19 protein-coding genes and 1 pseudogene are annotated in these 25,871 nt (G+C 70.9%); 8 read left to right on the top strand and 12 right to left on the bottom strand.

Annotated features, from left to right (window positions below):
• Both ACIBEI_RS22370 and ACIBEI_RS22365 read right to left on the bottom strand, forming a co-directional pair.
• Nucleotides 1–1,922, bottom strand: a 1,922-nt coding sequence (locus ACIBEI_RS22370) for an alpha-1,4-glucan--maltose-1-phosphate maltosyltransferase (RefSeq protein ID WP_398891383.1), incomplete at its 3' end; no start/stop codon positions are given.
• A 128-nt stretch (nt 1,923–2,050) separates the two neighbouring features.
• Nucleotides 2,051–2,362 (bottom strand): DUF5133 domain-containing protein, encoded by a 312-nt coding sequence (locus ACIBEI_RS22365; protein WP_398891424.1) that lies wholly within the window; start codon nt 2,360–2,362, stop codon nt 2,051–2,053.
• Nucleotides 2,363–2,665: 303 nt separating this feature from the next.
• On the opposite strand from ACIBEI_RS22365, the gene ACIBEI_RS22360 reads away from it, so the two are divergent.
• The gene (locus ACIBEI_RS22360; RefSeq protein WP_398891381.1) at nt 2,666–3,190 is read left to right on the top strand and encodes a pep a2; all 525 of its coding nucleotides are present in this window, start codon (nt 2,666–2,668) and stop codon (nt 3,188–3,190) included.
• A 133-nt stretch (nt 3,191–3,323) separates the two neighbouring features.
• On the opposite strand, the gene ACIBEI_RS22355 is transcribed toward ACIBEI_RS22360, so the two are convergent.
• The 6 genes and pseudogenes from ACIBEI_RS22355 to ACIBEI_RS22330 form a co-directional block, all read right to left on the bottom strand.
• Nucleotides 3,324–7,163 carry a hypothetical protein gene (locus ACIBEI_RS22355; protein ID WP_398891379.1) on the bottom strand — a complete coding sequence of 1,280 codons (3,840 nt, stop codon included), beginning with the start codon at nt 7,161–7,163 and terminating at the stop codon, nt 3,324–3,326.
• A gap of 333 nt (nt 7,164–7,496) precedes the next feature.
• Entirely contained in the window at nt 7,497–10,508 is a 3,012-nt protein-coding gene (locus ACIBEI_RS22350) for a glycosyl hydrolase (protein ID WP_398891377.1), read from the bottom strand.
• 177 nt (nt 10,509–10,685) lie between these two features.
• Complete coding sequence (locus tag ACIBEI_RS22345; protein WP_398891375.1) at nt 10,686–11,291, bottom strand: hypothetical protein; 606 nt, start codon at nt 11,289–11,291, stop codon at nt 10,686–10,688.
• A gap of 63 nt (nt 11,292–11,354) precedes the next feature.
• The gene (locus ACIBEI_RS22340; protein WP_398891373.1) at nt 11,355–13,220 is read right to left on the bottom strand and encodes an AMP-dependent synthetase/ligase; all 1,866 of its coding nucleotides are present in this window, start codon (nt 13,218–13,220) and stop codon (nt 11,355–11,357) included.
• A 188-nt stretch (nt 13,221–13,408) separates the two neighbouring features.
• Nucleotides 13,409–14,233, bottom strand: a pseudogene (locus ACIBEI_RS22335) (ThuA domain-containing protein); the annotation flags it as partial.
• 23 nt (nt 14,234–14,256) lie between these two features.
• Nucleotides 14,257–14,412 carry a hypothetical protein gene (locus ACIBEI_RS22330; protein ID WP_398891371.1) on the bottom strand — a complete coding sequence of 52 codons (156 nt, stop codon included), beginning with the start codon at nt 14,410–14,412 and terminating at the stop codon, nt 14,257–14,259.
• Nucleotides 14,413–14,797: 385 nt separating this feature from the next.
• Between ACIBEI_RS22330 and ACIBEI_RS22325 the strand changes: the two genes are divergently transcribed.
• Entirely contained in the window at nt 14,798–15,640 is an 843-nt protein-coding gene (locus ACIBEI_RS22325) for an alpha/beta fold hydrolase (protein WP_398891369.1), read from the top strand.
• 19 nt (nt 15,641–15,659) lie between these two features.
• Here the strand turns inward: ACIBEI_RS22325 and ACIBEI_RS22320 are convergent, their stop codons facing one another.
• Entirely contained in the window at nt 15,660–16,454 is a 795-nt protein-coding gene (locus ACIBEI_RS22320) for an NPP1 family protein (protein WP_398891367.1), read from the bottom strand.
• Between the two features lie 185 nt (nt 16,455–16,639).
• Here ACIBEI_RS22320 and ACIBEI_RS22315 point away from each other — a divergent pair, with 185 nt between their 5' ends.
• Nucleotides 16,640–18,373: a phospholipid carrier-dependent glycosyltransferase gene (locus tag ACIBEI_RS22315; RefSeq protein WP_398891365.1), complete on the top strand. Its 1,734-nt coding sequence runs from the start codon at nt 16,640–16,642 to the stop codon at nt 18,371–18,373.
• 87 nt (nt 18,374–18,460) lie between these two features.
• A complete protein-coding gene (locus ACIBEI_RS22310) occupies nt 18,461–19,375 on the top strand; it encodes an endonuclease/exonuclease/phosphatase family protein (RefSeq protein ID WP_398891363.1) in 915 nt (304 codons plus the stop codon).
• Here ACIBEI_RS22310 and ACIBEI_RS22305 read toward each other — a convergent pair.
• The gene (locus ACIBEI_RS22305) at nt 19,345–21,093 is read right to left on the bottom strand and encodes an acyltransferase (protein WP_398891361.1); all 1,749 of its coding nucleotides are present in this window, start codon (nt 21,091–21,093) and stop codon (nt 19,345–19,347) included. The two genes, ACIBEI_RS22310 and ACIBEI_RS22305, sit on opposite strands and share 31 nt — an antisense overlap.
• A gap of 202 nt (nt 21,094–21,295) precedes the next feature.
• On the opposite strand from ACIBEI_RS22305, the gene ACIBEI_RS22300 reads away from it, so the two are divergent.
• From ACIBEI_RS22300 to ACIBEI_RS22285, 4 genes are all read left to right on the top strand, one after another.
• Nucleotides 21,296–21,940: a DUF6629 family protein gene (locus ACIBEI_RS22300; RefSeq protein ID WP_398891359.1), complete on the top strand. Its 645-nt coding sequence runs from the start codon at nt 21,296–21,298 to the stop codon at nt 21,938–21,940.
• A 143-nt stretch (nt 21,941–22,083) separates the two neighbouring features.
• Nucleotides 22,084–22,701, top strand: a complete 618-nt coding sequence (locus ACIBEI_RS22295; RefSeq protein WP_398891357.1) for a dihydrofolate reductase family protein — start codon at nt 22,084–22,086, stop codon at nt 22,699–22,701.
• Between the two features lie 161 nt (nt 22,702–22,862).
• Nucleotides 22,863–23,165: an SCO4225 family membrane protein gene (locus tag ACIBEI_RS22290; protein WP_398891355.1), complete on the top strand. Its 303-nt coding sequence runs from the start codon at nt 22,863–22,865 to the stop codon at nt 23,163–23,165.
• 83 nt (nt 23,166–23,248) lie between these two features.
• Nucleotides 23,249–24,055 (top strand): SDR family NAD(P)-dependent oxidoreductase, encoded by an 807-nt coding sequence (locus ACIBEI_RS22285; protein WP_398891353.1) that lies wholly within the window; start codon nt 23,249–23,251, stop codon nt 24,053–24,055.
• 31 nt (nt 24,056–24,086) lie between these two features.
• Here the strand turns inward: ACIBEI_RS22285 and ACIBEI_RS22280 are convergent, their stop codons facing one another.
• Both ACIBEI_RS22280 and ACIBEI_RS22275 read right to left on the bottom strand, forming a co-directional pair.
• Complete coding sequence (locus tag ACIBEI_RS22280; RefSeq protein WP_398891351.1) at nt 24,087–25,037, bottom strand: TauD/TfdA dioxygenase family protein; 951 nt, start codon at nt 25,035–25,037, stop codon at nt 24,087–24,089.
• An 88-nt stretch (nt 25,038–25,125) separates the two neighbouring features.
• Nucleotides 25,126–25,830, bottom strand: coding sequence for a TetR family transcriptional regulator (locus ACIBEI_RS22275; RefSeq protein ID WP_398891349.1), 705 nt, complete (start codon nt 25,828–25,830; stop codon nt 25,126–25,128).
• Between the last annotated feature and the right edge of the window lie 41 nt (nt 25,831–25,871).

The raw sequence follows: 25,871 nt of genomic DNA, 5'->3' as shown, positions 1-25,871 counted from the left end.
TCGCGCACCGGCATCGACTCGTGCCAGTCGAGGCCGAGTCGTGGCATGTCCAACGAGACCGTGGCCTCCTGGGTGTGGTGAGGGTCGAGGTTCACCACCATCAGAACCGTGTCGGACTCGTCGCGCTTGCTGTACGCGATCACCGCGTCGTTGTCGGTGTCGTGGAAGTGGAGATTCCTGAGCCGGCGCAGTGCGCTGTGCTGCCGTCTGATCCGGTTCAGGGAACTGATGAGAGGCGCGATGGAACGTCCGTCACGCTCGGCGGACTCCCAGTCCCGGGGCCGCAGCTGGTATTTCTCCGAGTCCAGGTAGTCCTCACCGCCCGCCCTGAACGGCGTGTTCTCGCACAGCTCGTATCCGGCGTACATTCCCCAGGCCGGCGAGAGGGTCGCCGCCAGGACGGCCCGTACCTCGAAAGCCGGCCGGCCGCCGTGCTGGAGGTACCCGGGCAGGATGTCGGGCGTGTTCACAAAGAAATTGGGACGCATGTACGCGGCGACGTCGTCACTGGAGAGTTCGGTGAGGTATTCGGTCAGTTCTTCCTTGGTGTCGCGCCAGGTGAAGTAGGTGTACGACTGCTGGAAACCGACGCGTGCCAGGGCATGCATGATTTCCGGGCGGGTGAACGCCTCGGCCAGGAAGATGACATCGGGGTCCGTGCGGTTGATGTCCGCGATCACCTGCTCCCAGAACAGCACCGGCTTTGTGTGCGGATTGTCCACGCGGAAGATCCGTACACCATGGCTCATCCAGAACCGCAGAATCCGCCCGGTCTCGGCGACCAGCCCCGGCATGTCCTTGTCGAAGGCGATCGGATAGATGTCCTGGTACTTCTTCGGCGGATTCTCCGCGTACGCGATCGTGCCGTCCGATCGGTGATGGAACCACTCCGGGTGCTTCTCCACCCACGGGTGGTCCGGTGAGCACTGGAGGGCGAAGTCCAGGGCGATCTCCATGCCCAGGCTCTCGGCCCGCCGTACGAAGGCGTCGAAGTCATCGATCGTGCCCAGATCCGGGTGGACGGCGTCGTGCCCGCCCTCCGGTGAGCCGATCGCCCAGGGCACCCCGACATCCCGGCGGCCTGCCGACAGGTTGTTGTTGGGGCCCTTGCGGAAGGTCGTACCGATGGGGTGGATCGGTGGCAGGTACACCACGTCGAAGCCCATTTCCGCGATCGCGGGCAGCCGTCGCGCGGCGGTCCGGAAGGTGCCGCTGACCGGCGGCTTGTCGGGCTCCACCACCGCGCCCTCCGAGCGCGGGAAGAACTCGTACCAGGAGCCGAACAGCGCCCGCTCCCGCTCCACCAGCAAGGGCAGCGGCGCCGATCGGGAGACCCGTTCCCGCAGGGGGTGGTCCGCCAGCGCCGCGTCCACGTCCGGGGTCAGGGCGGCGGCGAGACGGGCGATCGGCGGCCTGGACTCGTCGCGCAGAGCGTCCACGGCGGTCAGTACCGCTGTTCTCCCCGCCTCGTGCGGGACCCCGGAGGCGGCCCGCTCGTACAGTTCGGCGCCCTCCTCCAGGACCAGTCCGACGTCGATGCCCGCCGGAATCTTGATGCCGGCGGTCCGGCGCCAGGTGGTCACGGGGTCGGACCAGGCCTCCACCCAGTACACCCAGTCGCCCACCGATCCCGGGGTGACGTCGGCGCCCCAGCGGTCGGTGCCGGGGGCCAGTTCGCGCATCGGGGTCCAGGGGCCCGTACGGCCCTGGGGATCGCGCAGGACGACGTTCGCGGCGACCGCGTCGTGACCCTCGCCGAAGACGGTGGCGGTGACCTGGAAGGCTTCGCCCGGGACCGCCTTCGCCGGGCGGGTGCCGCGGTCGACGGCCGGTCGGACATCCACCACAGGGACGCGGCCGATCGGGACGATGGGCACGCGGCCAACAGGGGGGACACGGCCGTCGGCCGGGTTGTCGGTCATGGATCTCACCTCCGTCGTCTGCTGCGAACTACTGCGCCTTCTTCGCTGTGCTTGCGTCCTTCGCCGTTCTCGTTGCTGTCGCCGTTCTCGCGCCCGGTCCGAACCGGGCAGCAGCGCGGGAGGCCCCGTTACGCCACAGGGCTTGTCGCGAGACCGTCGGAACGGCCGGGCCTGCCGGACTTGGCGGGGCGCCTGGCGTTGGCCGAGCCGCCTTTGGCCCGGTCGCGGCGGCGGGCGCCCGGCCCGACCGACAGGTAACGCTCGGCGGCGTGCACGGCCTCCCGCGCGCAGCGTTTGCCCATGAGCACGCACAGCGTGTATCCCGTGTCCTCGAAATTGCCCCGCGCCGCACGGTCGGCGGGGGCCGCGAGCATCATGCGTTCCCAGGCTCGGTACAGCTCGAGATGCCTGGCGACCTCGGCTTTGGCAGGCAGCAGCATTTCACTGGTCACCTTCCACTCCCTCGAATGCGCACGGTTCGCCCGGATCGTGCGTGAAGCCCGTGCGCGGAGAGGCATCGACCGACTACAGCGGCCGACGCCCTCACCCATGGTGCACGCGGTGACACCCAACGTCCTGTTGTCGCTTCAACTACATGCGGCGCTCTCTCGTGTTGCACGAATGGAGTACCGCTCCCACTCTGGGACTGACTCAGAAGCGATCACTGCTCACGCTTCGTGTTCGGGGCTCGGCCCGCAGGGGCGAGGAGGAGCAAGAGCTTCGCCGGTGAGGAGCCAACGACGATGAAGACCGTAGTGCCCTGCTACTACCACCTCGACGTGGAAGTCAGTTCGGAGCGGGTCGACCAGGTCAGGCGCATTCTGGCCGCCCATCTCCGGTACTGGAACCTTGGGAACCTCGTCGAGCCCGTCTGTCACTGCGCCGATGTGCTGCTCCGCTCGATCGGGGAGCACGCGGCCGACAAGAACACCACGATCGAGATGTGGTGGAACGGCCAGCACCTCATCACCGCCGTCGCCGACAACGACGGCGGGTTCCACCCGGAGTCCGCCACGCCCGGCTGTCTGGCCCGCATCGCCGCGCTGAGCGACGGCTGGGGCTGTTGCGGCACGGACACCGGCGGAAAGATCGTCTGGTTCTCGCGCCGGGCCCGTGCCATCGAGCGCGCCCCGCTGGTCCCGGCGGGCCCCGCGCCGAGTCTCCGCGAGGCCCGGCGGACGCCCCGCGAGATGCCCGTACCGGCGATGGCGATTTCCACGCCAGTGGGCTTGTTCGAGGACGAGGTCGTCGCGGCGGCCTCCGGGTAGATCCGGTCTCCGTCGAGAACGCCGCACCGGCCCGCAACCGCTCAGGCGGTCGCGGGCCGGTGGCGTTCCTCGCCGGGGCGCCCCGGCGGGAGAGTGGAGCCCGGGGTCCGCCCAGGTAGGCCCGGAGATCGGTCTAGCCACTCGGGCAACTCCGTCTGTAGGCGATGTCCTGGACGTAGCGGTCCCAGTCGTCCCGCGACAGCCCTGTGGTCACGCGACGGCAGACGGTCCGCGCCGCACGGTCCGGGGTGATCTCGTACGTCTGCAAGGGGGCGTGGTCCCCGGCGGCGTAGAGGGTGCTGCCGTCGGGGCCGAACGCCAGCGCGCGGACGGTGTCGCCCGGTGTGACGAGCGGGGATCCGATCCGTCGGCGGGAGGAGACGTCCCAGAGCTGCAGGGTGCCCTCGTCACCCGCGACGGCGAGCGTGCGGCCGTCGGCGGAGAAGGCCAGGGCCGACACGTACTGGTAGGTGGTCGTGTCCGGGTCGGCGAGTACACCGAGCCGTCGGCCCAGCCGCCCGTCCCAGAGGACGACCCGGCCGGAGCCGTCACCGACGGCCAGATGATCACCGTTCGGGCTGAACGCCAGGGCTGTGGACTTGCCGGGGCTTCTGACGGGTGGCAGCCGGGTGGCCGCGGGCATGTGGTAGGCCTGCCCGCGCTCCGTGACGAGCAGGTCGCCGTCGGGGTGCGAGGTCACCGCGCCGACGGAGCCCGGGAGCGTGCCGACGACGGTCCGGCGACGAAGGTCCCAGATACGGGTGGCCTCGGACATGGCCCCGGGCAGCGAGGAGAGGAGCAGCGTCCGGTCGCCGGTGCCGAAGGAGATACCGGTCAGTGGCTCGGGGCCGACTTCCTCGGAGCCGAGGGTGCTGGTGACGCGCCGCCGCGCAATGTCGTAGAGGGACAGCTCGGTCGCGGCGGTCGGCGACGTGTAGTTCCCCACGCCGTAGGCGAGTTCTCGGCTGGTGGAATCGAAGGCGAGCAGGGCATCGCACTCTCCGTACACCGCGGTTCCCGAGGGGACCCGGCACGGCAGACGCGGGGGTTCGGCCAGTAGTCGTCCCGTGCGTCCGTCGACCACGCGGAACCGGAGGTGCTTCCCGTCCTCGTCCGCGCGGGCGACGGCAAGAGTCCTGCCGTCCGGGCCGAACTCGACGGCCAGGGCGGGGGACGGCTCCCAGCGGGTGTGCACCACGCTGCTCACGTTCAGTGTGTGGACGGCGGGTCCCCATGAGCCCTCCGGGCCGCCGAGGTACCGGACGATGCCGGCCTCGGTGTCCACCCTGATCTCCTGGACGGTCTCGCCGGCCAACTGGTGCCGTACGACCGGGAAGTCGGGTGAGTCCATCCGCCAGACCAGGATCTCCTCGCCGTCCGACGCCACCAAGAACGCGCCGTCCGCGCTGAGTTGAGCTACCTTCAGGCCCGGGTACGCGACCGCAGGCAGCTCCTTGCCCGACGCGACCTCCCACGCCCGGAATCCGGTGGCGTCGATCAGCCCCAGATACTGGCCGTCGGGTGTGAACCCGGTCCGTTCCTTGACGCACTGCTCGATGGTCGCTTTCGGCAGCCAGGGCGCGGCCAGGCGGCGCTTCTCGGCGACATCCCACAACTCGAAGCGCTCGCCCGGGACGCACAGGGCGAGCAGACGGTCGTCCGCGCTGACCGTGGCATCCGTGAAGGCGGGGTCGTCCGTCAGGGCCGTGCCTCGGCCGTCCTTCCGCTGCCGGTTCATGTGGGCCGTGAGCCTCGCCCACTCCACTTGGGCGCCGGTCGTCGCGTCCGTCCTCGCGTCCGTGTCGCGCGCGATTTCGAGGAGCTTCCGCCGGGATCGGGCGTCCCAGAGCTGCACCCGGCGCTCGGATCCCTCGGCGTGGTAGACGAGGAGGCTGCGACCGCTCGTCCCCATCTCGACACCGCCGTCGGCGACCGCCAGCGGCGCCCCGTCCCGGCGCCCCGTGGCGAGGTTCCGCAACGCGGCCCTTCCCTTGTCGAACTCGGGGATCCACGACGCGCCCGCCCGGATGAATCCCACGTCCTTCGCCGCCCCGCCGAGTCCGGGCCAGGTGGCCGTACGCCGTCCCGCCCCCACGTCCCACCGGGTGACCTGATCGGCGCCGACGCTGAGGAGCGTGCGGCCGTCGGCGCTGAGATGCCGCATGGTCTCGTCGGTGCCGTCGGGATCGGTGAACACGTCCTGGTTCCGCTGCGCCGCGGCGCCGAGCAGCGCGGAGCGCGTCTCGGGCAGGTCGGCGACGCGCCACGCGGCGAGGCCGATCCGCATCGCCGTGACCGGGTCGGACAGGCGCAGACTCTCCGCGACACCCGCGAGTCGCCTGGCCTCCGCCTCGATCCGCCGCCGCTCGCCGGACTGGTTCTGCTGCCAGGCGACGAGCGCCGCGACAAGGCTGAGCACCACGAGGACGGACAGCACGACCGTACGGGTCCTGCGGCCTCGCTGCTCACCCCGGCGGGCGTCGAGGCCGGCGTCGAGGAACTCCCGCTCCAACGGGGTGAGATCGTCCGTGGCACCGAACTGCTCCTCGGCGGTGGACAGTCGCACGCCCCGGTACAGGGAACCCGCGTCCCGTCCGAGGTCCTGCCAGGTGGCCGCCGCCTCGGTGAGCCGGTGCTGGGACCTGAGCCGCTCACGGTCCTCGTCGATCCAGGTGCGCAGCCGGGGCCATGCGGTGAGCACGGCCTCGTGGGCGAGGTCGACGGTGTCCTCGTCGAGCGTGACGAGCCGGGCGCGGGCGAGCCGTTCGAGCACGACATCCGTGTCGGCGTCCGTAGCGCCGCCCAGCGCGGTGAGTTCCGTGCGCCGAGTCGGACGGCGTGTGTCCCCGGTTCCCTGACCCGGGCTCACCAGGCGGAGCAGGATGCGACGGGCGGTGTCGGCCTGCCCGCCGGTGAGGCTCTCGTAGAGTTCCTCGGCGGTGCGGGCGATCGCCCCGTGAATGCCTCCCGCGGCGTCGTACGCGGCCTCGCCCAGGGCTCTGCCCCGGCGTCTGCGCCAGGTCTCCCGCAGGGCGTGCGACATGAGGGGCAGACCACCGGGCTCGTCCTGGATCTCGGCGATGATCCGCGAGGTCAGCGTCCGCTCGACGATCAGGCCCCCGAGGGCGGCCGGTTTCACGATCGTCTCGCGCAGCTCTTCCGCGCTCATGGGAGCCACCAGGAGCGTGGCCTCCTGCGCGGCCTGCGCGAGTCGGCGGTACCGGGCGCAGTGGCCGTAGAAGTCGGCGCGGACCGCTATCACGACGCGGATGCCGTGATCGGGGCGGACGGCGGTGAACAGCAGGTCGAGGAAGCCTTTTCGCTCGGCGGGATCGGCGCAGAGGGTGAAGAGTTCCTCGAACTGGTCCACCACGATGACGGTTCCGGGGCGGGTGGTGCCCGGATCCAGGACGTCGGCGTGGGTCTGCGCCGGGTGCGCTCCCGGGGTGAGGATCCGGATCGTCGCGGGCCGGACACGCGGTGGGCCGGTCTTCCGCAGGCGGGGGATGAGACCGGCGCGCAGCAGGGAGGACTTGCCACTGCCTGACGGGCCCGTCAGGACGACGAAGTCCTTGTCCCGTACCAGGTCGACGAGTTGGCCGACGAGGTGGTCCCGGCCGAAGAAGCGTTCGCTGTCGCTCGCCTCGAACCGGGCCAGGCCGGGGTAGGGAGCTTCTGCCTCGTCGTCGGCCGCGCGGCTCTCCTCGGCCGTGTCCTGGGCGGCCCGGTGCCACCGTCGTTCCCACTCGTCGCGGTCCCCGCCGCAGGCCTCGGCATAGGCGAGGGCCACCGGCAGCGAGGCCAGCCGCTCTCCGGCCGCCGCGTGTGCGAGCGTGCCCGCGGAGTAGTGCGCCTGCCGGGCCATCGCGCGGTAGGTGATCCCGCCCGCCTCCCGACGCAACTTCCGCAGTTCGTACGCGAATTGCGCGACAGGTCCCTCGGCCGGGTCCAGTGGCCGCTCACGACGTCCCATGGCATCCCCCGTCGCCGTGTGCACCTTTCGCCCCGCACGCTACGAATCCTGGCGGCGGTGGGGAAAGGGGCATGGCGAGAACCCACCACTCGTGCCGCGAAATTGTCTGAAGTGGCGACAGGGGACTGCCGGACAATGGCCCGACCGTGAAGGCTGAGGTCATGGCGGGCCGGTGCGACCGACGTGGGCGTACGGGGGAGCACGGGGGAACAACGGGGGAGCGTTCCGCGGTGCCGGCCCGCCGACGCCGGACTGGGGACAGTGCCGGGCGAGTGGGGTTCCGGGAGGCCGGGGCAGGGGGAGCCCGGCCTCCCGGAACACCACGACGAGCTTCTAGTGGGTGGGCGGACCGACGCGGGCCTCTCCGTACGGCACGAGGCGTACCGGTCCCATCAGCCCGTACGCCTGCCGTGCCAGGCCGCCGTACACCCCGGGATCGCCGACCCGCAGCCGGTTGGCGAGCGGGGTGGCCACCTCGACCTCGATGACGTTCTGCCCGCGGCGGAGCAGGCCACCGAGGTCCACCACCGGGTGGATCTGGTCGACCGGGCCGAGGCGGTGGCCGTTGACGGTGACGCGGCAGGTGTCGGTGACGGCGCCCAGTTCGAGGCGTGCGCCGCGGCCGCCCGTCCAGGCGTCGCCGAGTGTGACCGTGGTGCGGTAGCGGCCGATGCCCGAGACGTCGGCGAGTTCCGGGATCTGCGACCAGGGCACCAGGGCGTCCAGGGTCAGGTCGTGCTCGACGACGGTGGTTCCGGTGGCCGTGGCGCCGGGCTGCCAGTCCTGTACGCGCAGGTGCCAGGAGGTGAGTTCCGTCGGCCCGGGAACGTCGTCGAGGGACGTACGCACCGTGCGTCCGTGGGACAGCTCGGTCCGGTACGTGCCCGCCGTCGTGGCGCGGACGGTGAGTCCGGCGTCCGCGAAGCGCACCTCGTGGGCCTCGCTGGCGACCGCGTGCGGTAGCCAGCCGTTGCGGTCGCCGAAGAGGCCGGGGCGCCCGATCGCCACGACGAGGGTCTCCGCGGGCTGGAGAGTGACCCGCACGGTGACCGTGTCGCCGTCCTCCGTGTACAGGGCGATGCGCTCGGCTGCGCCGGTCCACGGGTCCAGCAGATACGGCACCCCCTTGGCCGTCGTGCGATGCAGGGTGACGTCGTGGTCGATGGCGGCCACCGGCGGTTTCACGGTTTCGGCGTGCTTGCCGTTGCAGAGGTAGTAGTAGTCGACGCCGTCGGCCACCCGGTGGGCGTTCAGGAGGGTGGAGGCGGACGCGTATCCGGCGTCGGGCCGTACGCCGAGTTCGGTGAGCGCGGCCGGCACCGCGGTCTTGTCGGTGACGCGACGGACCCGCGGCTGGGCGAGCAACTCCGCCACCACCGCACGCAGTTCGTCGGTCTCGCCGTCGGCGGGGATGCCGGACGGCACGACGGCGTCCCACGCTCCGAGCAGCACGATCGGCAGTCCGGCGCGGGTGAGGCGCAGCAGGGCCCGCGCGTCGTGCAGGGCAAGGGTCACGGTGGAGCCGTGGAAGAAGTCGCCCTCGACGAACAGGGCCTTGTAGGCCGGGCCGTCGGGTGTGAGCCGTCCCCTGCGCACGGTGGCGGCGGGCAGGTCGAGCAGCGGGCCGCTGAGGAACTGATGGGTCCAGCCCAGGGTGATGCCCGTGGCGGTGAACCAGGAGGCGCCGATGCCGGTGGCGGTGTAGCCGGTCTGCCGGAACACGGCCACGTCGGCTCTGGGCCGGCCGATCTGCAGCACCTGGTGGACCCGCCCCAGGTAGCCGGAGACGTCCGGCACGTGCTTCCAGGTCGGATGACGCGGTCCCCAGGACTCGCCGTAGCCCACCGTGCCCTTGTACGGGGTGAAGGCCGCGTATCCCGGCCAGTTGACGCCCGGCAGCTCGGCGTAGGAGAAGCCGTGTACGACGGTCTGGTTGACGCCTGCCGCGTAGGCGCCGCCCATGGTGCGCAGGAACCGCTGCCAGGTGGTGCTGTAGGCGCTGCCGGAGTAGGCGCCTGCCTCGCACGAGAGCACGGTGTGCCCGGCCATGTCACGGCCGCCGGCCAGACAGCGGTAGTCGTCGAGGTTCTTGAAGCCCAGTGACTCGCCCTCGGCGATGTCCAGGAGCGCGGCCGATGCGATGGCGTCGGTCTGCAACCCGTAGGGCTGGGAACGCAGTTGAAGGCCTAGCGAGTGCGCCCAGGTGCGCAGCGCCCCGACGTGGTGCCTGTTGAAGAGAGTGGAGACCGTCTCCCAGAAGTCGTGCCGGATCTGGCGGGTGGCGGCCGCCTCGAAGGCGAAGACCTGGTTGCTGTTGTCGAGGATCACGGCGGGCAGCAGCGGCAGCAGGGAGCGGCCGGTGTGCTCCCGGAACGCGTCGGGCAGGCCGGGCGTCCACTGGAGCCCGTCGGTCTCCAGCTCGATGGAGTCCTCGAAGAGCGCGCCGCCGGAGACCTTCAGCAGGCGGCGGATCGCCGGGGTGAGGAGGTGGGCCTCCCAGAAGTCGGTCACCGCCCGGGTGCCGGCCGCGCTGAAGTGGTCGACGACGTAGGAGGGCGGGTCGGTGTGCGGGCCGGCCTCCGGTGTCTGGCCGGAGCCGCGCACCCAGTACGCGATCAGGACCCAGGTGCCGTCGTCGGGCGCGGTCCAGCCGATCGTGCCGTCGGAGACGGCGGCGGTGAGGTCGCGGACCGAGTCCTGGTCGAGGCCGGTCTCCTTGCGGGTGGAGTTCGCGGTGTTCACCCGCGCCGCCTGCACCAGGAGCAGCCGTTGCTCGGTGACGCCGGACGCCGCCTCGTGGACGGGCCCGGGGACGGGCCCGGAGTAGGCGGTGCCAGGGGCCAACGTGAGGGCCCCGTGGGCGAGTTCCTTGACGGCGGCCTCGCTGTCGGGGGTGATGCCGGGAACCGCCGCGGGCCACGCGGGGCCGACGGTGAGATCGATGGTGAGGCCGCGTCGGGCCGCCTGGCTCAGCGCGGCCTCGACACCGGCGACCCAGGAGGGGCTGCCCCAGCCGTGGCGCTCGGTGTCCAGCACCGACGGGTCGGAGACGCTGTGGTGCACGGCGGCTATCTCGGCGCCGCCGAAGCCCGCGTCGGCGATCTGCTCGACCTCCCGTCTGATCTCGTCGGGCCGCACCAGGCCGTCGGGCCACCACCAGCGGAACTTCGGCCGCACCGCGCGGCCCGGCTCGGCGAAGCCCGAGGCGGCCCCGGCGGTGGAGGCGGCCGCGGCGCTTCCGGGTCCCGCCCAGGTGAGCGCACCCGCCGCCGCTGTCGTGGCCGCGGCGGCGAGCAGCGTACGGCGTGGAATGCCCGGCCGGTGAACTGCGGTGAGGTCGTCCATGGTTCCTGTCACTCCTGGAGGGCAGCACGAAGAGACCCCCTGAGGGGCCTGGCGGTTGAATCGTTTTAATCGCTGCGAAAGTAAGTCTCTCGATCAAGAGGCGTCAAGAAGCGTGCACGACGCGGATTCCTGAGGAGAGCCGACCGGGCGGCGCGGCTGCCGCTCGTGACCCGGGACCTACCGGCGGATGTCCTCCACGTCGCCGAAGCCGTCCGTCCGGCTCCAGCGCAGCCGGGTCAGCCACTCGGTGGACGAGCGGGTGAACGTCAGGCGCTCGGCGCCGTCCGACGCCTCGACCTTCGCCCAGCCGTCGAAGCTCTCCTTGAGCTTCGTGTCCCACTGCGACAGGCCCTTGGTGCCGACCGCGGCGATGGACTCCATCGGCGGTTCACCGTCGGAACAGTAGGGACCCCAGTCGGCGATGGCCGCGACCGTACCGCCGTCGAAGGCCTTGAGCGTGATGCCCTGGCACGGATCGGACTTGGTCGCGTGGACCAGACGGGGCTTGCTCCACGCCCCGCCCGCGGAGTCCTGGTGCTGCTCCATGAGCCCGCGCTTCGCGGCGTAGTACATGCCCACGCGGCGTCCGTCGGCCCACTCGATCTCCTCGACGAAGCGGGCGTGCGACGGTGAGGGGCGGGCGGTGGGGGAGGCCTGGGCGGTGTCGGGGCCGGGCGAGGCGTCCCCGGCCCCCGATTCGGTGCTCCCACAGGCCACGACGGCCCCCAGGAGAGCCGTCACCCCGGCCAGCCGCGCCGGACGGACCCCGTGTACTCGTCGCATGTCTGTCTCCCCGGCCCTGACCACGTCAGGCGTCGTACGAATGGCTCAGGTGAACACGACGGCTCACCTGAAGACATTGTCCGCGTCGTCCCAGCTGTAGGGATCAGCGGCCGAGAGATTGCGGGGGATTCGCGAGGACGACTGGTACATGGCCTCGATCTCGGCGGCGTAGCGGTCCGCGATGGCGTCCCTGCGCAGCTTCATCGAGGGGGTGAGCATGCCGTTGGCCAGGTCGAACGCTTCCGGGAGTACGCGGTACACGCGGATCGACTCCGAGCGCGACACGGTGCTGTTGGCCGCGGCGACGGCTCGCTTGACCTCTTCGCGCAGCGCGTTCTCCTCGCGCATCTCGCGGTCGTGCACCTCGCCCGGTATGGCGAGGACCGAGCGCCAGTGCGCCAGGAAGTCCGGATCGAGCGTGATCAGCGCACCCACACAGGGCCGGTTGTCGCCCACGACGACCGCCTGATGGATGAGCGGATGGACCCGCAGCCGCTCCTCGAGAGCCGCGGGAGCCACGCTCTTGCCGCTGCTCGTGATGACGATGTCCTTCTTGCGCCCGGTGATGCTCAGATAGCCCTCGCTGTCGAGCCGGCCGATGTCGCCGGTGGCCAGCCAGCCGTCGTGCAGCGCGGCCCGGGTGCTTGCCTCGTCGTTGATGTAGCCCTGGAAGACCGAGGGTCCCCGCACCAGGATCTCCCCGTCCTCGGCGACGTGGACCTCCATGTCGGGCAGGGGGCGTCCGACGGTTCCGAATTTCTCCCGGCCCACCGGCTGGGCGGTAATTCCCCCGCTGGTTTCCGTGAGTCCGTATCCGTCGTGGACGAAAATCCCGATTCCCGAGTAGAAGAGGGCGAGTTCACGGTTGAGGGGTGAGCCGCCCGACACCGCGCCGCGGACTCTTCCGCCCAGCCCCGCACGCAGCTTTCGGTACACCGTCTTCTCGTAGAGGGCGTGTTGCAGCCGCAGATCGAAACCGGGGCCCGGACCGGTTCCCAGCCGCTGTCGCTCGGCGGCCGCGGCGAAATCCTGCGCCGTGCGGACCGCGCGCTCGAACAGGACGCCGCGGCCCGCCTCCTGAGCCTTGCGCAGGAAATTCTTGTAGATCTTCTCGAAGACGGACGGGACCGCGTAGAGGAACGTGGGGCGGAAGGAGAGGAGTGCGGCGGACAGCGTCTCCGCGCGCAGATCGGGCACGTGCCCCATCAGTATCCCGCCGCGCATGCACAGCCCCTGGATCATGAGGCCGTACACGTGCGAGAACGGCAGGAAGGCGAGGATGGCCGGCTGCTGCCCGGGGGGCGCCACCGTGTGACCCCACCCGGCCAGCAGGGTGTCGCAGGAACTCGCCAGGCTGCGATGGCTCAGGGCACATCCCTTGGGAGGCCCTGTCGTACCCGAGGTGTAGGCGATGACCGCGGTCGAGTCGGGCAGCACGATCCGGCGCATCGACTCGACGGTGGTGAACGGTACCGACCGGCCCAGCTCCATGAGGTCCGTCAGGGCCCCGGAGTCCAGCTGCCAGACGTGCTGCAGGGCCGGCAGCGAGGCGCACACGGAGCCGACCGTCATGATGCCCTGCTCGTCCTCCACCACGACCGCGACGCAGCCGGCGTCCTTGAGGATCCAGCCGACCTGCTCGTGCGACGACGTCGGGTAGATCGGCACGATCTCGGCGCCCACCGACCAGAGCGCGTAGCTGAGCACGGTCCACTCGTAGCGGGTGCGCGCCATGACGGCCACACGGTGGCCGGGGAAGATCCCGGCCGCGATGAAGCCCCGGGCCACGTCCACGACTTCGTCCCGCAGCTCGACCGCGGCCACCGGCTCCCAGGCCCCCGGAGCGGCGTCCGAACGGCGGGCCAGCTGAGACAGGGTGGGATCGCGTTCAGCCGTCTCGAAGAGACTGTCCGCGAGCCCTCCCTGCATCAATGGCCGAGCCGGTCTGACAACTTCCAAGGGGTGCATGTGCCGCTCCAGTAATTCCGCGCAGAGCGCCCCTCCGATGGAGTCCGGAATCGAGGCGTTCGAAATCTAGCCCACGGCGGCGGTGGGTGTAGCACGAACCGTCGAACGCCTGGCTTGATGTCCTTTCGGGAAAGAGCGGTTCAGGTGGTGCCGAGCCACTTCAGCCCGTCGAGCAGGAAGCGGTTCTGGGTCGCACTCGCGAACGTGGACGACAGCGGGGTGTTGGTGGCGTAGTCCATCGCGTTGTGGCCGAAGTTTGCATACAGCATGCGGTACTTCGCGTTCGTCCACAGGATCGGGTAGTACCCGCTGTACCAGGTCTGGTTGGGATCCGTGCCCAGCGGGAAACTGCTCGCGTCGACCGAGGCAAGGATCTTGATGTCCGGATTCCGTCGTAGGTCGTTGGACCAGCTGTACCACTCGCTCACGGACGAGGTGAACGTGGCGGGCAGGTTCCTGGTCGAGGCGTGTGTGCGGTCCTCGGTCCGCAGGACGGCGGTCGTCGGACCCCAGGTGTTGGACCTGAAGTTCCCGCTGCCGAGGAACTGCTCGTGGTACCAGGGCCAGTTCTGCGCCTGGGTCGTGAACGCCGAGACGTGGAAGCCCAGCCAGCCGCCGCCCCCGCGCATGTACCGCTCGAAGCCCGCCCGCTGGTTGGCGGTCTGCGGCAGATCGTCGAGGAACAGCACGACCTGGTACGCGTTCACGCCCCCGTTGGCCAGCAGGTTCCAGTCGGTGCTCGACGTATAGGTGAAGCCGTTCTCGGCGGCCCGGGCCGGGAACCACTGGTTGGCCTCACGGACGAAACTGATGTGCGCGGCGTCCCACGTACCGCTGTAGAGGGCGAGCACCTTGAACGGGGCCGCCGTGGAGGCCGCCTGGGCGGGTGGCGCGGCGAGGCCCAGCAGGGTCGCCAGCAGTACGAGGACCCGCAGCGCGACGCGCACCGGACCGGAGGATCTGATTCCGAGCATGGAACGTCCCTTCCTTCTCGCGATCACAGGCCTGTGGCCCAGCCGGTGGGGAGGGCGGCTGCCTGAGTGGCCTTCGTGGGCGGAGCCGCTGCCACGGCGGACGCGGCCGACGCCACCGGGGCGAGAGCGGTGAGGGGCGTGGGTATCCGACGGCCGGGCGATCTCGTCGATCTGGGCACGGATTCTCCTGCGTGAGTGGGGGGTTGAGGAGTCGCCGTTCATGAATATGAACGTTGGGCGCATGCGTGGGACCTCGGCGATGGGTGAACCTAAAGGTCTGAACCAAGCCCGTCAAGATCTGAAGCAAGGACAGCAAGAAGTCGCCCTGCGCCCGCAAGGAGTTGAAGGCGGTACGCCCGGACAAGCCGCCGAGAAGCCCCCTGGGAGCCGCTGGGCAGGAACCGGGAATCCGGGGAGAGGCCGGCCGGGAGGCTGCCGGAGGAGCGGTGGACCGTCCTGCCTTGGACGGGCGGTCCGCCGCACTCGTCATTACGATGAGAGAGATCGTGGTGCCGTCCCGCGGGTCCGCGTGCCAGGGGGCCGACCGACGTCAGGAGGGCCGCCGTGAGCGCGATCGCGGTGAAGTCCGCCCAGCTGAGGAGCGGGCTCGTCCTCCCGTACGCCGAGTCGGGCCGTCCGGAGGGCCTTGCCGTGGTCTTCGTGCACGGCCTCGCGGACTCCTGGTGGACGTTCGAACCGCTGCTCCGGCAGCTCCCCGCCACGGTGCACGGGTACGCGCCCACGCAGCGGGGCCACGGCGACGCCGAAGTGCCCGCGGACGGCTACGGGCCGGAGGACTTCGCGAACGACCTGGTGGACTTCCTCGACGCGGCCGGAATCGACCGGGCCGTCCTGGTGGGGGCGTCGAGCGGAGGGGTGGCCGCTCGGATGGTCGCCGGCAGCCATCCCGACCGGGTGGGGGGTCTCGTCCTGGCGGGCGTCCCCGCGACGCTCGCCGACAAGCCCGGCATCACGGCCCTGTGGGAGAGGATCCAGGAACTCGAGGACCCCGTGCCGCGCGCTTTCGTGGAGGACCTGCTCGGCGACCTCGCGTCCCGGCCGCTGGGCCGCGGAGTCCTGGCGACGATGGCCGAGGAGAACCGCAAGGTGCCCGCACGGGTGTGGCGGGAGACCATGCGCGGCCTGCTGGAGTCGGACCTCGCCGCGACACTGAGGGGAATCCTCGTACCCACGCTCGTTCTCTGGGGCGACGCGGACAGCGTGCTGCCGCGCGCCGACCAGCAGCGGATCCTCGACGCGATCCACGGTTCGGCCCTCGTCGTGTACGAGGGCGCCGGGCACCTTCTCTACTTGGAGGAGCCAGAACGGATCGTCCAGGACGTCGTAGGCTTCGCCGCCCGGGTCCTGCCGGCCCGCCCCGGCGGCGGGGGCGGGCCTTCCGTGTGACGTCGGGTCAGGCGATGGGTCAGGCGTTGGGGTCGAACGCGATCCCGGACGGCTTGGCCGAGGACAGGTGCGAGTTGAACGTGCTGTCCTTGATGCCGAGCGTGGCACTGCCGAAGTTGTACGACGTCAGCGTGTCCCGCACGCCTGCGGGATAGCCGTTCCAGCCGACGAGCGGCGGGTACTGCCAGGTCCCCTTGTGGTTCTCCGGCGGCTCGTCGCCCGCGGTCGCGGCGCGGAAGCAGTGCGTGCTGATCCCGTCCTTGTGGTAGACGATCTTCGGGTGCGTCCCGTCCCAGCGGATCGCCGAGCGGTTGTGGACCGTGAACGAGCCGTGGTTCGACGTCGAGACGTACTGGGCCACGTTGTTCTGCACCCAGACCACGACGTGCTCCCAGTCGTGCCGATGCCCGCCGAGACCGCTGCCGGCCACGGCCTGGTCCTTCTCGAAGTAGAGCGCGTAGACGATCGCGCACCAGCCGTTGTTGCACTTGGAGCGCGAGTAGCCGTTGGTGTTGTCGAGGTCCGAGGCGTCGCGGCACTGGCCGTTGAGGGCGCCGCTCGGGTTGAGGCCGCCGTTGACGGCGCCGCCGGGGCCGATCGCGGGCGTCGAGTAGCAGCCGTCCGTGTCGTAGTCGTAGGCGGGCTGGAACGTCTGGTCCAGCCCGTCCGCGTTGGCGGGCAGTGCGCCGGGCGGGGCCGCCAGGGCGGTGGACGGGAAGGCGAGGACCAGAGCGGCGGCGCCCGCGAGGACGCCGAGTGATCTCCGGCGCAGACGCCGGGATCCGGAAAGCTTCGATGCGGGACTGCCGTTCAACGTGTCCTCCTGATCGGCCCTGTGCGGGCCAACGCCCTTTGTGACATGTGCAGTTCAGAGTCCCGGGTTTTCACTCGCGTGCCAAGAGGCCGCAGGCGTCACATTGGTTAAGGACCGCCCAACACTTGGGCGCCGCGTCGCGAAAGAGCGCCACGGAGGGTGGGGTTGATGGGAAGGTGGGCCCCATGAGCGCGCCGCGGATCACCGGGCTCGACGGTGACGAGCACACCGCGCCCGACCTGCCCGCATCGACGGCAACGGGCGGGCGGCCAGGCCGATCCGAGGTGCTCAAGCGCTTTCTGCGGCACCGGCGTTCGCTCTACGTGCTGGCCGTCGTCGCGCTCCTCGCCCAGATGGCGGTCGCGATGGTCACCACGGCCGTCGAACAGACCCCGACCATCGACGAGCCCGTGTACGTGGCCTCGGCCGAGGTCTACCTCAAGGAGCACAGCCTCCGTTACAACCCCGAACACCCGCCCCTGGGCAAGCTGATCATCGCCTCCGGGCTGGTGTTCACCGACGCGCACCTCGACTCGGGCTTCGTCGGCAGCCAGTCGGCCCTGGGGCGCAGCCTGCTGTACGAGTCGGGCAACGACCCGGAGCGGCTCATGCTGTGGGCACGGCTCCCGGTGATCGCGCTGACGCTGCTGTTCGGGCTCGTCGTCCTCGCGTTCGCCCGCGATCTCACCGGCGCGGCGGGCGGGTTGGTGGCCCTCGCCCTGTACGCGTTCTCGCCGGACGTCATCGCGAACGGATCGCTGGCCACGCTCGACGTCCCCGCGGCCGGCTTCCTGCTCACGTCCGTCTGGCTCCTGTGGCGGGCGCGGCAACGACCGTACCTCTGCCTGCCGCTCGCCGGGGTGGCGGTGGGCGCGGCCGTGGCCACCAAGATGAGCATGCTCGCGGTGGTTCCCGTCCTGATGCTGCTGGCCGTCCTGTCGTTCTGGTATGCCCGGCGGACACCCGGGCTCGACCCACGCGAACGGCTGCGGATCCTCGCGCAGGGCGCCGCGGTCGCCGTCGGCCTGGCCCTCGTGGCGGTCGCCGTCGTATGGGCCACCTACCTCGTCGTCGACCCGCGCCTGCACTGGACGCAGCCCGAGAACGTGCCGGACATCCGCGGGACGCGCGGCCGTGTCGCCGCGTGGCTGCCCTTCCCGGAGGCCTACCGGGACGGCATGCGCATCCAGTTCGGCTTCGAGTACGACATCTGGCAGGGCTTCCTGTTCGGCCGGCTGTACGAGGGCTCGCTCTGGTACTACCTGCCGGCAGCGCTCCTGGTGAAGACCCCGCTCGGCATGCTCGTCCTGTGGTTCGCCGGCGCCGTCGCGGTCCTGGCAATGCGTCGATTGCGGCCCGCGGCACCGTACGTACTCGTCCCCGCCGGCCTACTGCTGGCCGTGTCCATGAACGGCGCCCGCGACCTCGGCGTCCGGTACGCGATCTTCGTACCGATGTTCGCGGCGGTCGCCGCCGCCGGTGTGACGCTCCTGCGCCGCCGGTGGGTGTACGGAGTGACGGCCGCGCTGGTGTGCTTCGTGGCCGTCAGCTCACTGCGGACGTTTCCGTACTACCTGCCGTACTCCAACGAGGCGTTCGGCGGGCCCTCGAAGACCCATCTGCGGCTCCACGACTCGAACGTCGACTGGGGGCAGGACCTCGGCCGCCTCGCCCATCGCCTCCACCGGGACCACCCGGGCGAGCGGGCGTGGCTCGTCTACAAGGGCGCGGGTGTGCCCGCGTACTACGGAATCAACGCGGCCAACCCGCTCAAGGCCCCGCTGGGCGAGGTGCACGGGCTGCTCGTCGTGTCCAACTCCTCGGCGGCGAAGGCCGACGGGCGGCTGGCCGCACTGCTCGAAACCAGCACACCGGTCGACGACGTCGGCCACTCGATCACGCTCTACCGACGGCGCTGAGCGCCCAACTGCCACGGGGGACTGGGCCATTCACATCTGGCACTGTGGTCCGGCCGGGTCACAGGTTACGACGGTATCTTCTATGTCATGACAACGCGTCGTACGAGGAGACGCGGCGGGGCCAGGGCAATTGTGCTGGCCCTGTTGTGTGTTCTGGTGGCACTCCCCGCGGGAAGCGGTGCCACCCCCGACGCGGCCGCCGCACCCGACGTGGCCGCCCGACCGAACGTCACCCAGGGCCACTATGTCGGCAGCTTCAACATCTACGGAAACATCGGTCATCGAGGCGACGCCGGCGACTGGATCAAGGAAGAAGCCGACGCCATCAGAAGCCTCAGGCGCGGCGGCATGGACCGCTGGCTGTTCATCGGCCTCCAGGAAGTCTGCAAGGCCCAAGGCGAGCGGTTCGCCCGGGAGTTGGGCCTGCGCAGCGCCTTCATCGACACCGGTACGGACTGCGTCGACGGCCAGCCGTACGGCAATGCCATCCTGTTCCACGCGGCCACGAAGATCCTGCCACCGGCCCTGCTGCCCAACCCGGACAACAGGGGCGGGGAGCGGGGAATCATCTGCGCCGTCGTACGCGCCGCCGGAGACCAGGGCCCCTCGGGACCCCAAGTCACCGCGTGCAGCACGCACTTGAGCGTCGGCGTCACGAAGGACGGTGAACGGGAGGCCCAGGCGGCGTTCATCCGGCACGGCTGGAAACCGGACGGCTCGCACACGCTGGGTGCGGACGGCCCGCTCGTCATCGCCGGTGACCTGAACGCCCTGCCCGACGCACCGGAGTTGGACGTCATGTACGACGGCGTCGAGGCGAGCGGCCCTCGTGAGTCCGAGCCGCCATACGCCTTTCCGACCTACGAGGACGGCCGCAAGCTCGACTACCTGTTCGTGTGGGGAGAGCGGGGCGCCGCACGCTGGGCCGGCACCGGAACCCGCCCGACCGTGCACTCGGACCACGACTTCTACTACAGCGAGTTGTCGATGGGAATCGGCTGAGCAGGGATCCGCGATACGGGTGAGCGGGCGGCCTCCGGGCGGTGGACGCCGCGCGGCCGGTAGTCCAGCCGGTCCGCCACACCCACCAGATCGGCCAGCAGCCAGATGATCGCCAGCCACATCTCGGTGCCCTGCAGCCCCGGGTCCCGACCGGGACCCGAACCGCCCTCGCCGGGCGGGCCGAACCCGAAACCGGCCCCGTCCCGCCACCGCTCCAGCGCCTGGGCCAGCTGTTCCCCGGCCCAGGCCCGCGCCTCGGCCGCGCGGTGGCGGGTCTGCCGTCCGGCGAGCCACAACGGGTGCGCCACGTCCAGCGCATTGCACGCGTTCTGACGGCCCGCCGCGAACCAGCGCGGATCACCGCCGTGGGCCAGCACGGTGTCCACCACCCGTTCCGGATACGGCACTTGCAGCCCGAACTGAGCGAACGAGCCGCGAGTGAGGCGGTAGTAGCCGTTGACCAGTTGGAGCCGGCCCGCCGCGGGGGAGGCGGCCTCGCCCCACATCCCCGTCCAGGGATCCACCCGGGTGCCCAGCCAGCCGAACAGCGCCTCCAGCGTGCCGGGCGCTCCTGCCTCGGCACCCAGCTCCAGGTTCCGGTGCGCGCCGGTCGCCCAGCAGTCCACCCACGCACCGGCCGACCACGCCCCCGTCCGCCACGGCAGCGAGTCCAGGCGCGCGACGAGCCGATCGGCCGTCATGCGCCGTACGACGTGGACCGGGTGGGCGAATCGGGAGCCCAGCAGGTCGAGCGCGTAGCCCACGGACAGTACGTGGTACTCCGCGCTGCCGTCGTCGATCCAGCCGTCCGCCGCAGGGGTCGGCAGCACGCCGGGACCGCCGTCCGAGGCGAGTTCGGGCACGAGTCCGCTGTCGGGGTCCTGCAACGCGCGCAGCCGCTCGGCGTGTTCGGCGGCGGACAGTTGCGGCGGATGCGAGCGCAGGAGGAGATCGGCGACCTCGACGGCGTCGCAGTGCGCGCGGACGGTCTCGGGCGCTCCGGGCCGGTCGCGGTAGCGGCCGGTGTCCGCGTTCCAGCCACGGGCGAGGAGGCCGACGGCCTGGTCCCGGGCCCGGTCCGCGAAACGGGCGACGGTGTCTCCCAGGCCGTCTGCCGTCACCGGGCCTCCGACGGGCGCGGACCCCTGACCGCGGCGGTCCCGGAGCGGGCGGGCCGGGTTCCCGGCGGCGACCGTCCACGGCGGCAGATCCTTGGTCACGACGGCGCCCGCGCCCACCACGCAGTGGTCGCCGATCGTCACCCCGTCGAGGACGACGACGTTCGAGCCGATCCACACGTCGTCGCCGACGGTGATGCCCTTCCTGGTGAGGGGCTGCTGGTGCACGGGCCGGTCGGGCGTGAATCCGTGGTTGAAGCCGAGCAGGGAGCTGTGGGCGCCGATCCGCACACCGTCCCCGAGGGTGACGAGGCCCCGCACGGTGGCGTACGGATTGACCGTGCAGTCGGCGCCCGCCGTCACCTCGCCGGTGACGTACGCGTGCCCGGCGATGTAGGAGTTCTCGCCCAGACGCAGGACGTCGGTGAACACCCCGGCGGCGGGGGAGACGTAGGTGCAGGGGCCGAAACTCGCGCCGTCGGCCGCGAGTCGCTTCTGAAGGGCCGCCTGCGCGGCGCGCTGCTCGTCGGACGCGCGAAGGACGAAGTCCCAGGGGCAGTAGTCGAAGTGGGAGTCGTCCACCGGGCTTTCCGAGTTCATCGCACGCGAGTTTAGAGAGCGCTTACTGCCCCCGGCAATCCTCGGCCGCCGGTCATGTCGCTGCTCCGGCCGCCGGTCGTGCCGCTGCTCCGGCCGCCGGTCAGCGGCACGACGGTCGTGTCAGCGAGGGCATGGGCGGGCCGGGCCGTAGCGTGGCCACCGCAGGGCAGGAACCCCGAGAGACGAAACACCTGGTGGCGTGATGTGCTGGAGCGCGACGGCCGATCTCGTGGCGGGCTGCGGCATCGCCGCCGTCGGAGTCGCCTGCGTGGCACGGACCCGCAGGGTCGGTGACCTGCCGCTGGCCGGGCTGCCGTTGCTGCTCGGGGCACACCAGGTGGTCGAGTCCCTGGTGTGGCGTTCCGGGGGAGGCACGGGACCCGCCACCGTGGCCTGGGCGGCGATGGCGCTTCCGCTGCTGGCGGTGTGGATGCCGGTGGCCGTGCTGTGCGCGACGCCGCCGAGTGTCCGCCGCAGGCTGATGATCCCGCTCGCCGCCGGTCTCGCCACCGCGGCGACCCTCTCGTACAACCTCGCCACCCACTCCGTGACCGCCGACATCCGCGGCCACACCGTCGGATACGTCATCGATCTGCCGCAGGCCGAACTCCTCGTGGCGGGCTACCTGCTGGCCACGGTCGGCTCCCTGCTGCTCTCCGGCGACCGGATCCTTGTGCTGCTGGGCGTTCTGGTCGCCGTCGGCGTGGTGGTCTGCTGGGCGCTGTGGGAGCTGGAGTTCGTCTCGACGTGGTGCGCGTTCGCGGCGGTGTGCTCGGTGGTGATGTACGGCTGGGTGCGCGGGCGGTCCGTGTCACCGGGCGCTCCCCGCGTTTCGGCCGAACGGTGACGGCGACCCGTGGCAGCGGCAGACATCGCCGGCGCGGGACATGCATCGATGAGCGTGTCAGGAGCCGATGAGTTTCGGCGCGGCGCAGAGTCGGTACTGGCCGGAGGCGGCGAGCGCCTCGAACCGAGGAAGGGCAGTGCACCATGAGACTGATTCTGCAGGAGTTCCTGTCGCTGGACGGTGTGGCACAGGGCCCGGGCTCCCCGGAGGAGGACACCAGCGACGGGTTCACACGGGGAGGCTGGCTCGTGCCGCACCTGGACGACGCGTTCATGCGGATCGTCACGGGCTGGCTCGACGAGGCGGACGCGTTCCTGTTCGGCCGCCGCACCTACGTCAACTTCGCCAGGGACTGGCCGAAGATGAACGACCCGGACGACCCGATCGGCACCAAGCTCAACGGCCTGCCGAAGTACGTCGCCTCGCACAGCCTGACGACTGCCGACTGGGACCCGTCCACCATCCTCTCCGGAGACGTACCGGCCCAGGTCGCCGAGTTGAAGCGTCGGCCGGGCCGTGAGCTGCAGATCCACGGCAGTGCTCGCCTGGGCGCTTCCCTGCTGGCCGCCGGGCTGGTCGACGAGGTGCGCCTGATGATCGCGCCGGTGGTCGTGGGCAGCGGCCGCCGGCTGTTCCCGGAGAACGGTGAGCCGTCCGGGCTGCGGCTCCTGCACAGCGAGACGACACCGAGCGGAGTGACGTCCCAGATCTACGAGACGACGGCCCTGCCCCAGTACGGGACCTTCGACTCGGGCGCGTAGACCCCGTCGACGCGGCGGTGACTCGGACGCGGTGGCTCAGTGAGTACACGTACCGCCGACCTGAGTATGTGAACTCATGCCTCACCGGACCCGGCCGAAGAGACTGGACCGCAGCGGGGAGCCGGAGTGGCCGGAACCTCTCGTACGAGGGAGCAAGCACGATGAGTTCAGTCACCGGGGGCCAGACGCTGAGCGCTCCTTTCGGCACCTGGCCCGCTCGTCTGTATCTCGCGGTGTCCGCCGCGCTGATCGTCTGGCTGGCCGTCGTGTCGTCGCAGCCCACGGGTGATGCCTCCTTCGCCGCGGTGATCCCGATTCTCTTCACGGCCCCGACCAGCCTGCTGATCCTGGCGGTGCCGGACGGATCGACGGCCTGGCTGTACGCCGTACTCGCCGCGTCCGCCATGGCCAACGCGTGGCTCATCGACCTCGTCTGGCGGCGGCTCAGCAGCCGGAAGGGCTGACCGGAAGAGGTGACCGGGAGGGCTGACCGGAGGGGCTGATTCGCCCCTGCTGCGGCCGACGTCGTGATGCGTATGCTCGCCCGATGACCGGACAGAAGATCACACAGGGGAGCCACCAGGGCCTGCTCGCGGGCCAGGTGGTCATGATCACGGGTGCGTCCAGCGGTATCGGCGCGGCCGCGGCACGGCTGTTCGCGGAGGAGGGCGCGGCGGTCGTCCTGACCGCACGCCGCGAAGAGCGGTTGAAGACGCTCGCGGAGGAGATCGGAGCGGCCGGCGGGCGGGCGCTCGCCGTACCGGGCGACGTCGCCGTCGCGGCCGACGTCCGCCGCGCGGTCGAGGCGGCCGTGGAACACTTCGGCGGACTCGACTCCGCCTTCAACAACGCGGGTTACGCCACCGTCGGCACCCTCCTGCACGAGACCGACGACGAGGTGTACGACCGCACGATGGACGTCAACGTCCGGGGCGTATGGAACTGCATGAAGCACCAGCTGCCCGTGATGCTCGCGTCGGGCAAGGGCGGCTCCATCGTCAACACCAGCAGTACGGCGGGCCGTTACGCGACCGGAGCCTCCGTCCCGTACGTCGCGTCCAAGCACGCCATCCTGGGGATCACCCGCGCGGCGGCGGCCGAGTACGGCGACCAGGGCATCCGCGTCAACGCGCTCGTCGTCGGTACGACACGCAGCGAGATGATCGAGGAGGCCGTGCGTCAGTACCCGGACCTGGAGCAGGCGTTCATCGCCCCGCAGATCCAGAAGCGCATGGCGTCGCCCCGGGAGATCGCCGAGGCGGCGGCCTGGCTGTGCAGCGACCGCTCGTCGTTCGTCACCGGTGTGGCGATGCCGGTGGACGGTGGCATCTCGGCCCAGGCCAAGGCCGGCTGAGCCCCGCGGGTTCGCCCGGACCGCCCCGTCCTCACCAGCGCTGCGGTTCGCTGCCCACGATCGGTGCCGACGGTTTGCCGTCCACGCCGACCGGGACATCGCCCGCGAGCATCACCCGGTGCATGACCCGGGGATGATCCAGGTGCGTCGTGTCGCTGGGGGCCAGGTGGATGGTGGCCCTGTTGTCCCAGAAGGCCACACTCCCCGGCTCCCAGCGGAACCGCACGGTGTACTCGGGCCGGGTCGCCTGCCCGAGGAGCATCTCCAGCAGCGGCGCGCTCTCCATGCGGGACAGCCCCAGGATCTGCTCGACGTAGTAGCCGTTGACGAACAGCACCCGCTCACCCGTCTCCGGGTGCACCCGCACCAGCGGATGGTCGGAGGCGATCTGCCGGTCCAGCAGATGCCGTACGTACGCGTCGTCGCCGGGTCGTGGCTGATAACCGACCCCCAGCCGGTGCTCCGCGCGCAGCCCGTCGACGAAGTCACGCAGGGGTGCGGAGAGCCCCGCGTACGCGGCCGCCAGGTTGGACCAGGTCGTGTCGCCGCCGTACGGGGGCACGTCCTCCGCGCGCAGGATGGTCGCGGCCGGCGGATCGACGCGGGCGCCGTGGTCGCAGTGCCAGCCGCGCAACAGCGAGTGCCGGCGCCTGCGCAGCCACTCGTCGTGGTCCATGCCGTAGCGCCCGCCGAGCTCCAGCCGGTCTGCCGTCGTCTCGACCTCCGGGAAGTCCGGGGGTGACGCGCTACCGCGCTTGCCGAGGCGGACCGGTTCGCCGAACCGCCGGGCGAACGCGACATGCGAGGAGTGGTCCAGGCGCTGCTCCCGGAAGAACACCACCTTCCAGCGCAGCACCGCCGCCCTGATCTGGGCGACCACCGCGTCGTCCAGGTCCCCGGCCAGGTCGACGCCCGTGATCTCCGCGCCGATGTGTCCCGCGACCGGCCTCACCTCGACCTGTGTGTCCCTGTCCGTCGTCATACGGGCTCCGTCGATCGTTCGTTCCGACTCGTCCGGGCAAGCATGACCGCTCCGTACGGAGGGCGACAGTGCGCCTCGGGGGAGCGGTTCACGCCCGCGCGTGAAGGGCCGAGGCCTTGGCCGCGAGTGCGTCGAGCAGCAGGTCCACGGCCAGTTCGAAGGAGCTCTCGGCCATGGCGTGCAGTTCGCCCCGCACCTCGCTCAGCGCCGGGTAGGCCGCCGGGTCGACGGACTGGTAGGCCTCTGTCCACGCCCGCTCGTCGGCTTCGCGCTGTTCTCGGGGGAGCGCATGGCATGCCGCGTCGAGAGCCGCGTGGCTGAGAACCGTGTCGATGAAGGCCAGGTAGAGGCGGACGGCATCAGCCGGCGGGAAGCCTGCGGAGAGCAGCAGACCGACCCCGGTCTCCACGGCACGGAACTCGTTCTCACGACGCGTGACCCGGTACGAGGCCATGGCAGCAGCCCGCGGATGGGCGAGGTATCCGGCACGTACCCGCATCGCCATGTCGCGCAGCGAGGCGATCCAGTCGGGACCCGCGACGAATCCGACCATGGTGTCCCCGATGATCCGGTCGGCAATGGCCAGCAGCAGGTCGTCGGTGTTGCGGAAGTAGCGGTAGAGCGCGCTCGGGTCGCACCCGAGGGCCGCGCCGAGGCGGCGCACGCTCAGCGCCTCCGGACCGTGCTCGCCGATCAGCCGCAGCGCGGTCTCGGTGATGAGTTCCTTGGACAGCACGACGCCCGAGGCGGTCGGGCGACGGCGGCGGCGTTCCTGTGGGGCGCGGGTGGGCATGAGGGCGGGTCCCTTCGCACGGTCGACGGGCCTCTGCACGC

This window comes from Streptomyces sp. NPDC050988 (assembly GCF_044456225.1).
Classification (GTDB): Bacteria; Actinomycetota; Actinomycetes; order Streptomycetales; family Streptomycetaceae; genus Streptomyces.
This window is presented reverse-complemented; position numbering and strand designations above follow the sequence as displayed.

Coding starts and splice junctions, on each gene's coding strand:
- ACIBEI_RS22365 (WP_398891424.1), bottom strand. CDS start 2,362: ATGCTGCTGCCTGCCAAAGCCGAGGTCGCCAGGCATCTCGAGCTGTAC.
- ACIBEI_RS22360 (WP_398891381.1), top strand. CDS start 2,666: ATGAAGACCGTAGTGCCCTGCTACTACCACCTCGACGTGGAAGTCAGT.
- ACIBEI_RS22355 (WP_398891379.1), bottom strand. CDS start 7,163: ATGGGACGTCGTGAGCGGCCACTGGACCCGGCCGAGGGACCTGTCGCG.
- ACIBEI_RS22350 (WP_398891377.1), bottom strand. CDS start 10,508: ATGGACGACCTCACCGCAGTTCACCGGCCGGGCATTCCACGCCGTACG.
- ACIBEI_RS22345 (WP_398891375.1), bottom strand. CDS start 11,291: ATGCGACGAGTACACGGGGTCCGTCCGGCGCGGCTGGCCGGGGTGACG.
- ACIBEI_RS22340 (WP_398891373.1), bottom strand. CDS start 13,220: ATGCAGGGAGGGCTCGCGGACAGTCTCTTCGAGACGGCTGAACGCGAT.
- ACIBEI_RS22315 (WP_398891365.1), top strand. CDS start 16,640: ATGAGCGCGCCGCGGATCACCGGGCTCGACGGTGACGAGCACACCGCG.
- ACIBEI_RS22310 (WP_398891363.1), top strand. CDS start 18,461: ATGACAACGCGTCGTACGAGGAGACGCGGCGGGGCCAGGGCAATTGTG.
- ACIBEI_RS22305 (WP_398891361.1), bottom strand. CDS start 21,093: ATGAACTCGGAAAGCCCGGTGGACGACTCCCACTTCGACTACTGCCCC.
- ACIBEI_RS22300 (WP_398891359.1), top strand. CDS start 21,296: ATGTGCTGGAGCGCGACGGCCGATCTCGTGGCGGGCTGCGGCATCGCC.
- ACIBEI_RS22295 (WP_398891357.1), top strand. CDS start 22,084: ATGAGACTGATTCTGCAGGAGTTCCTGTCGCTGGACGGTGTGGCACAG.
- ACIBEI_RS22290 (WP_398891355.1), top strand. CDS start 22,863: ATGAGTTCAGTCACCGGGGGCCAGACGCTGAGCGCTCCTTTCGGCACC.
- ACIBEI_RS22285 (WP_398891353.1), top strand. CDS start 23,249: ATGACCGGACAGAAGATCACACAGGGGAGCCACCAGGGCCTGCTCGCG.
- ACIBEI_RS22280 (WP_398891351.1), bottom strand. CDS start 25,037: ATGACGACGGACAGGGACACACAGGTCGAGGTGAGGCCGGTCGCGGGA.
- ACIBEI_RS22275 (WP_398891349.1), bottom strand. CDS start 25,830: ATGCCCACCCGCGCCCCACAGGAACGCCGCCGCCGTCGCCCGACCGCC.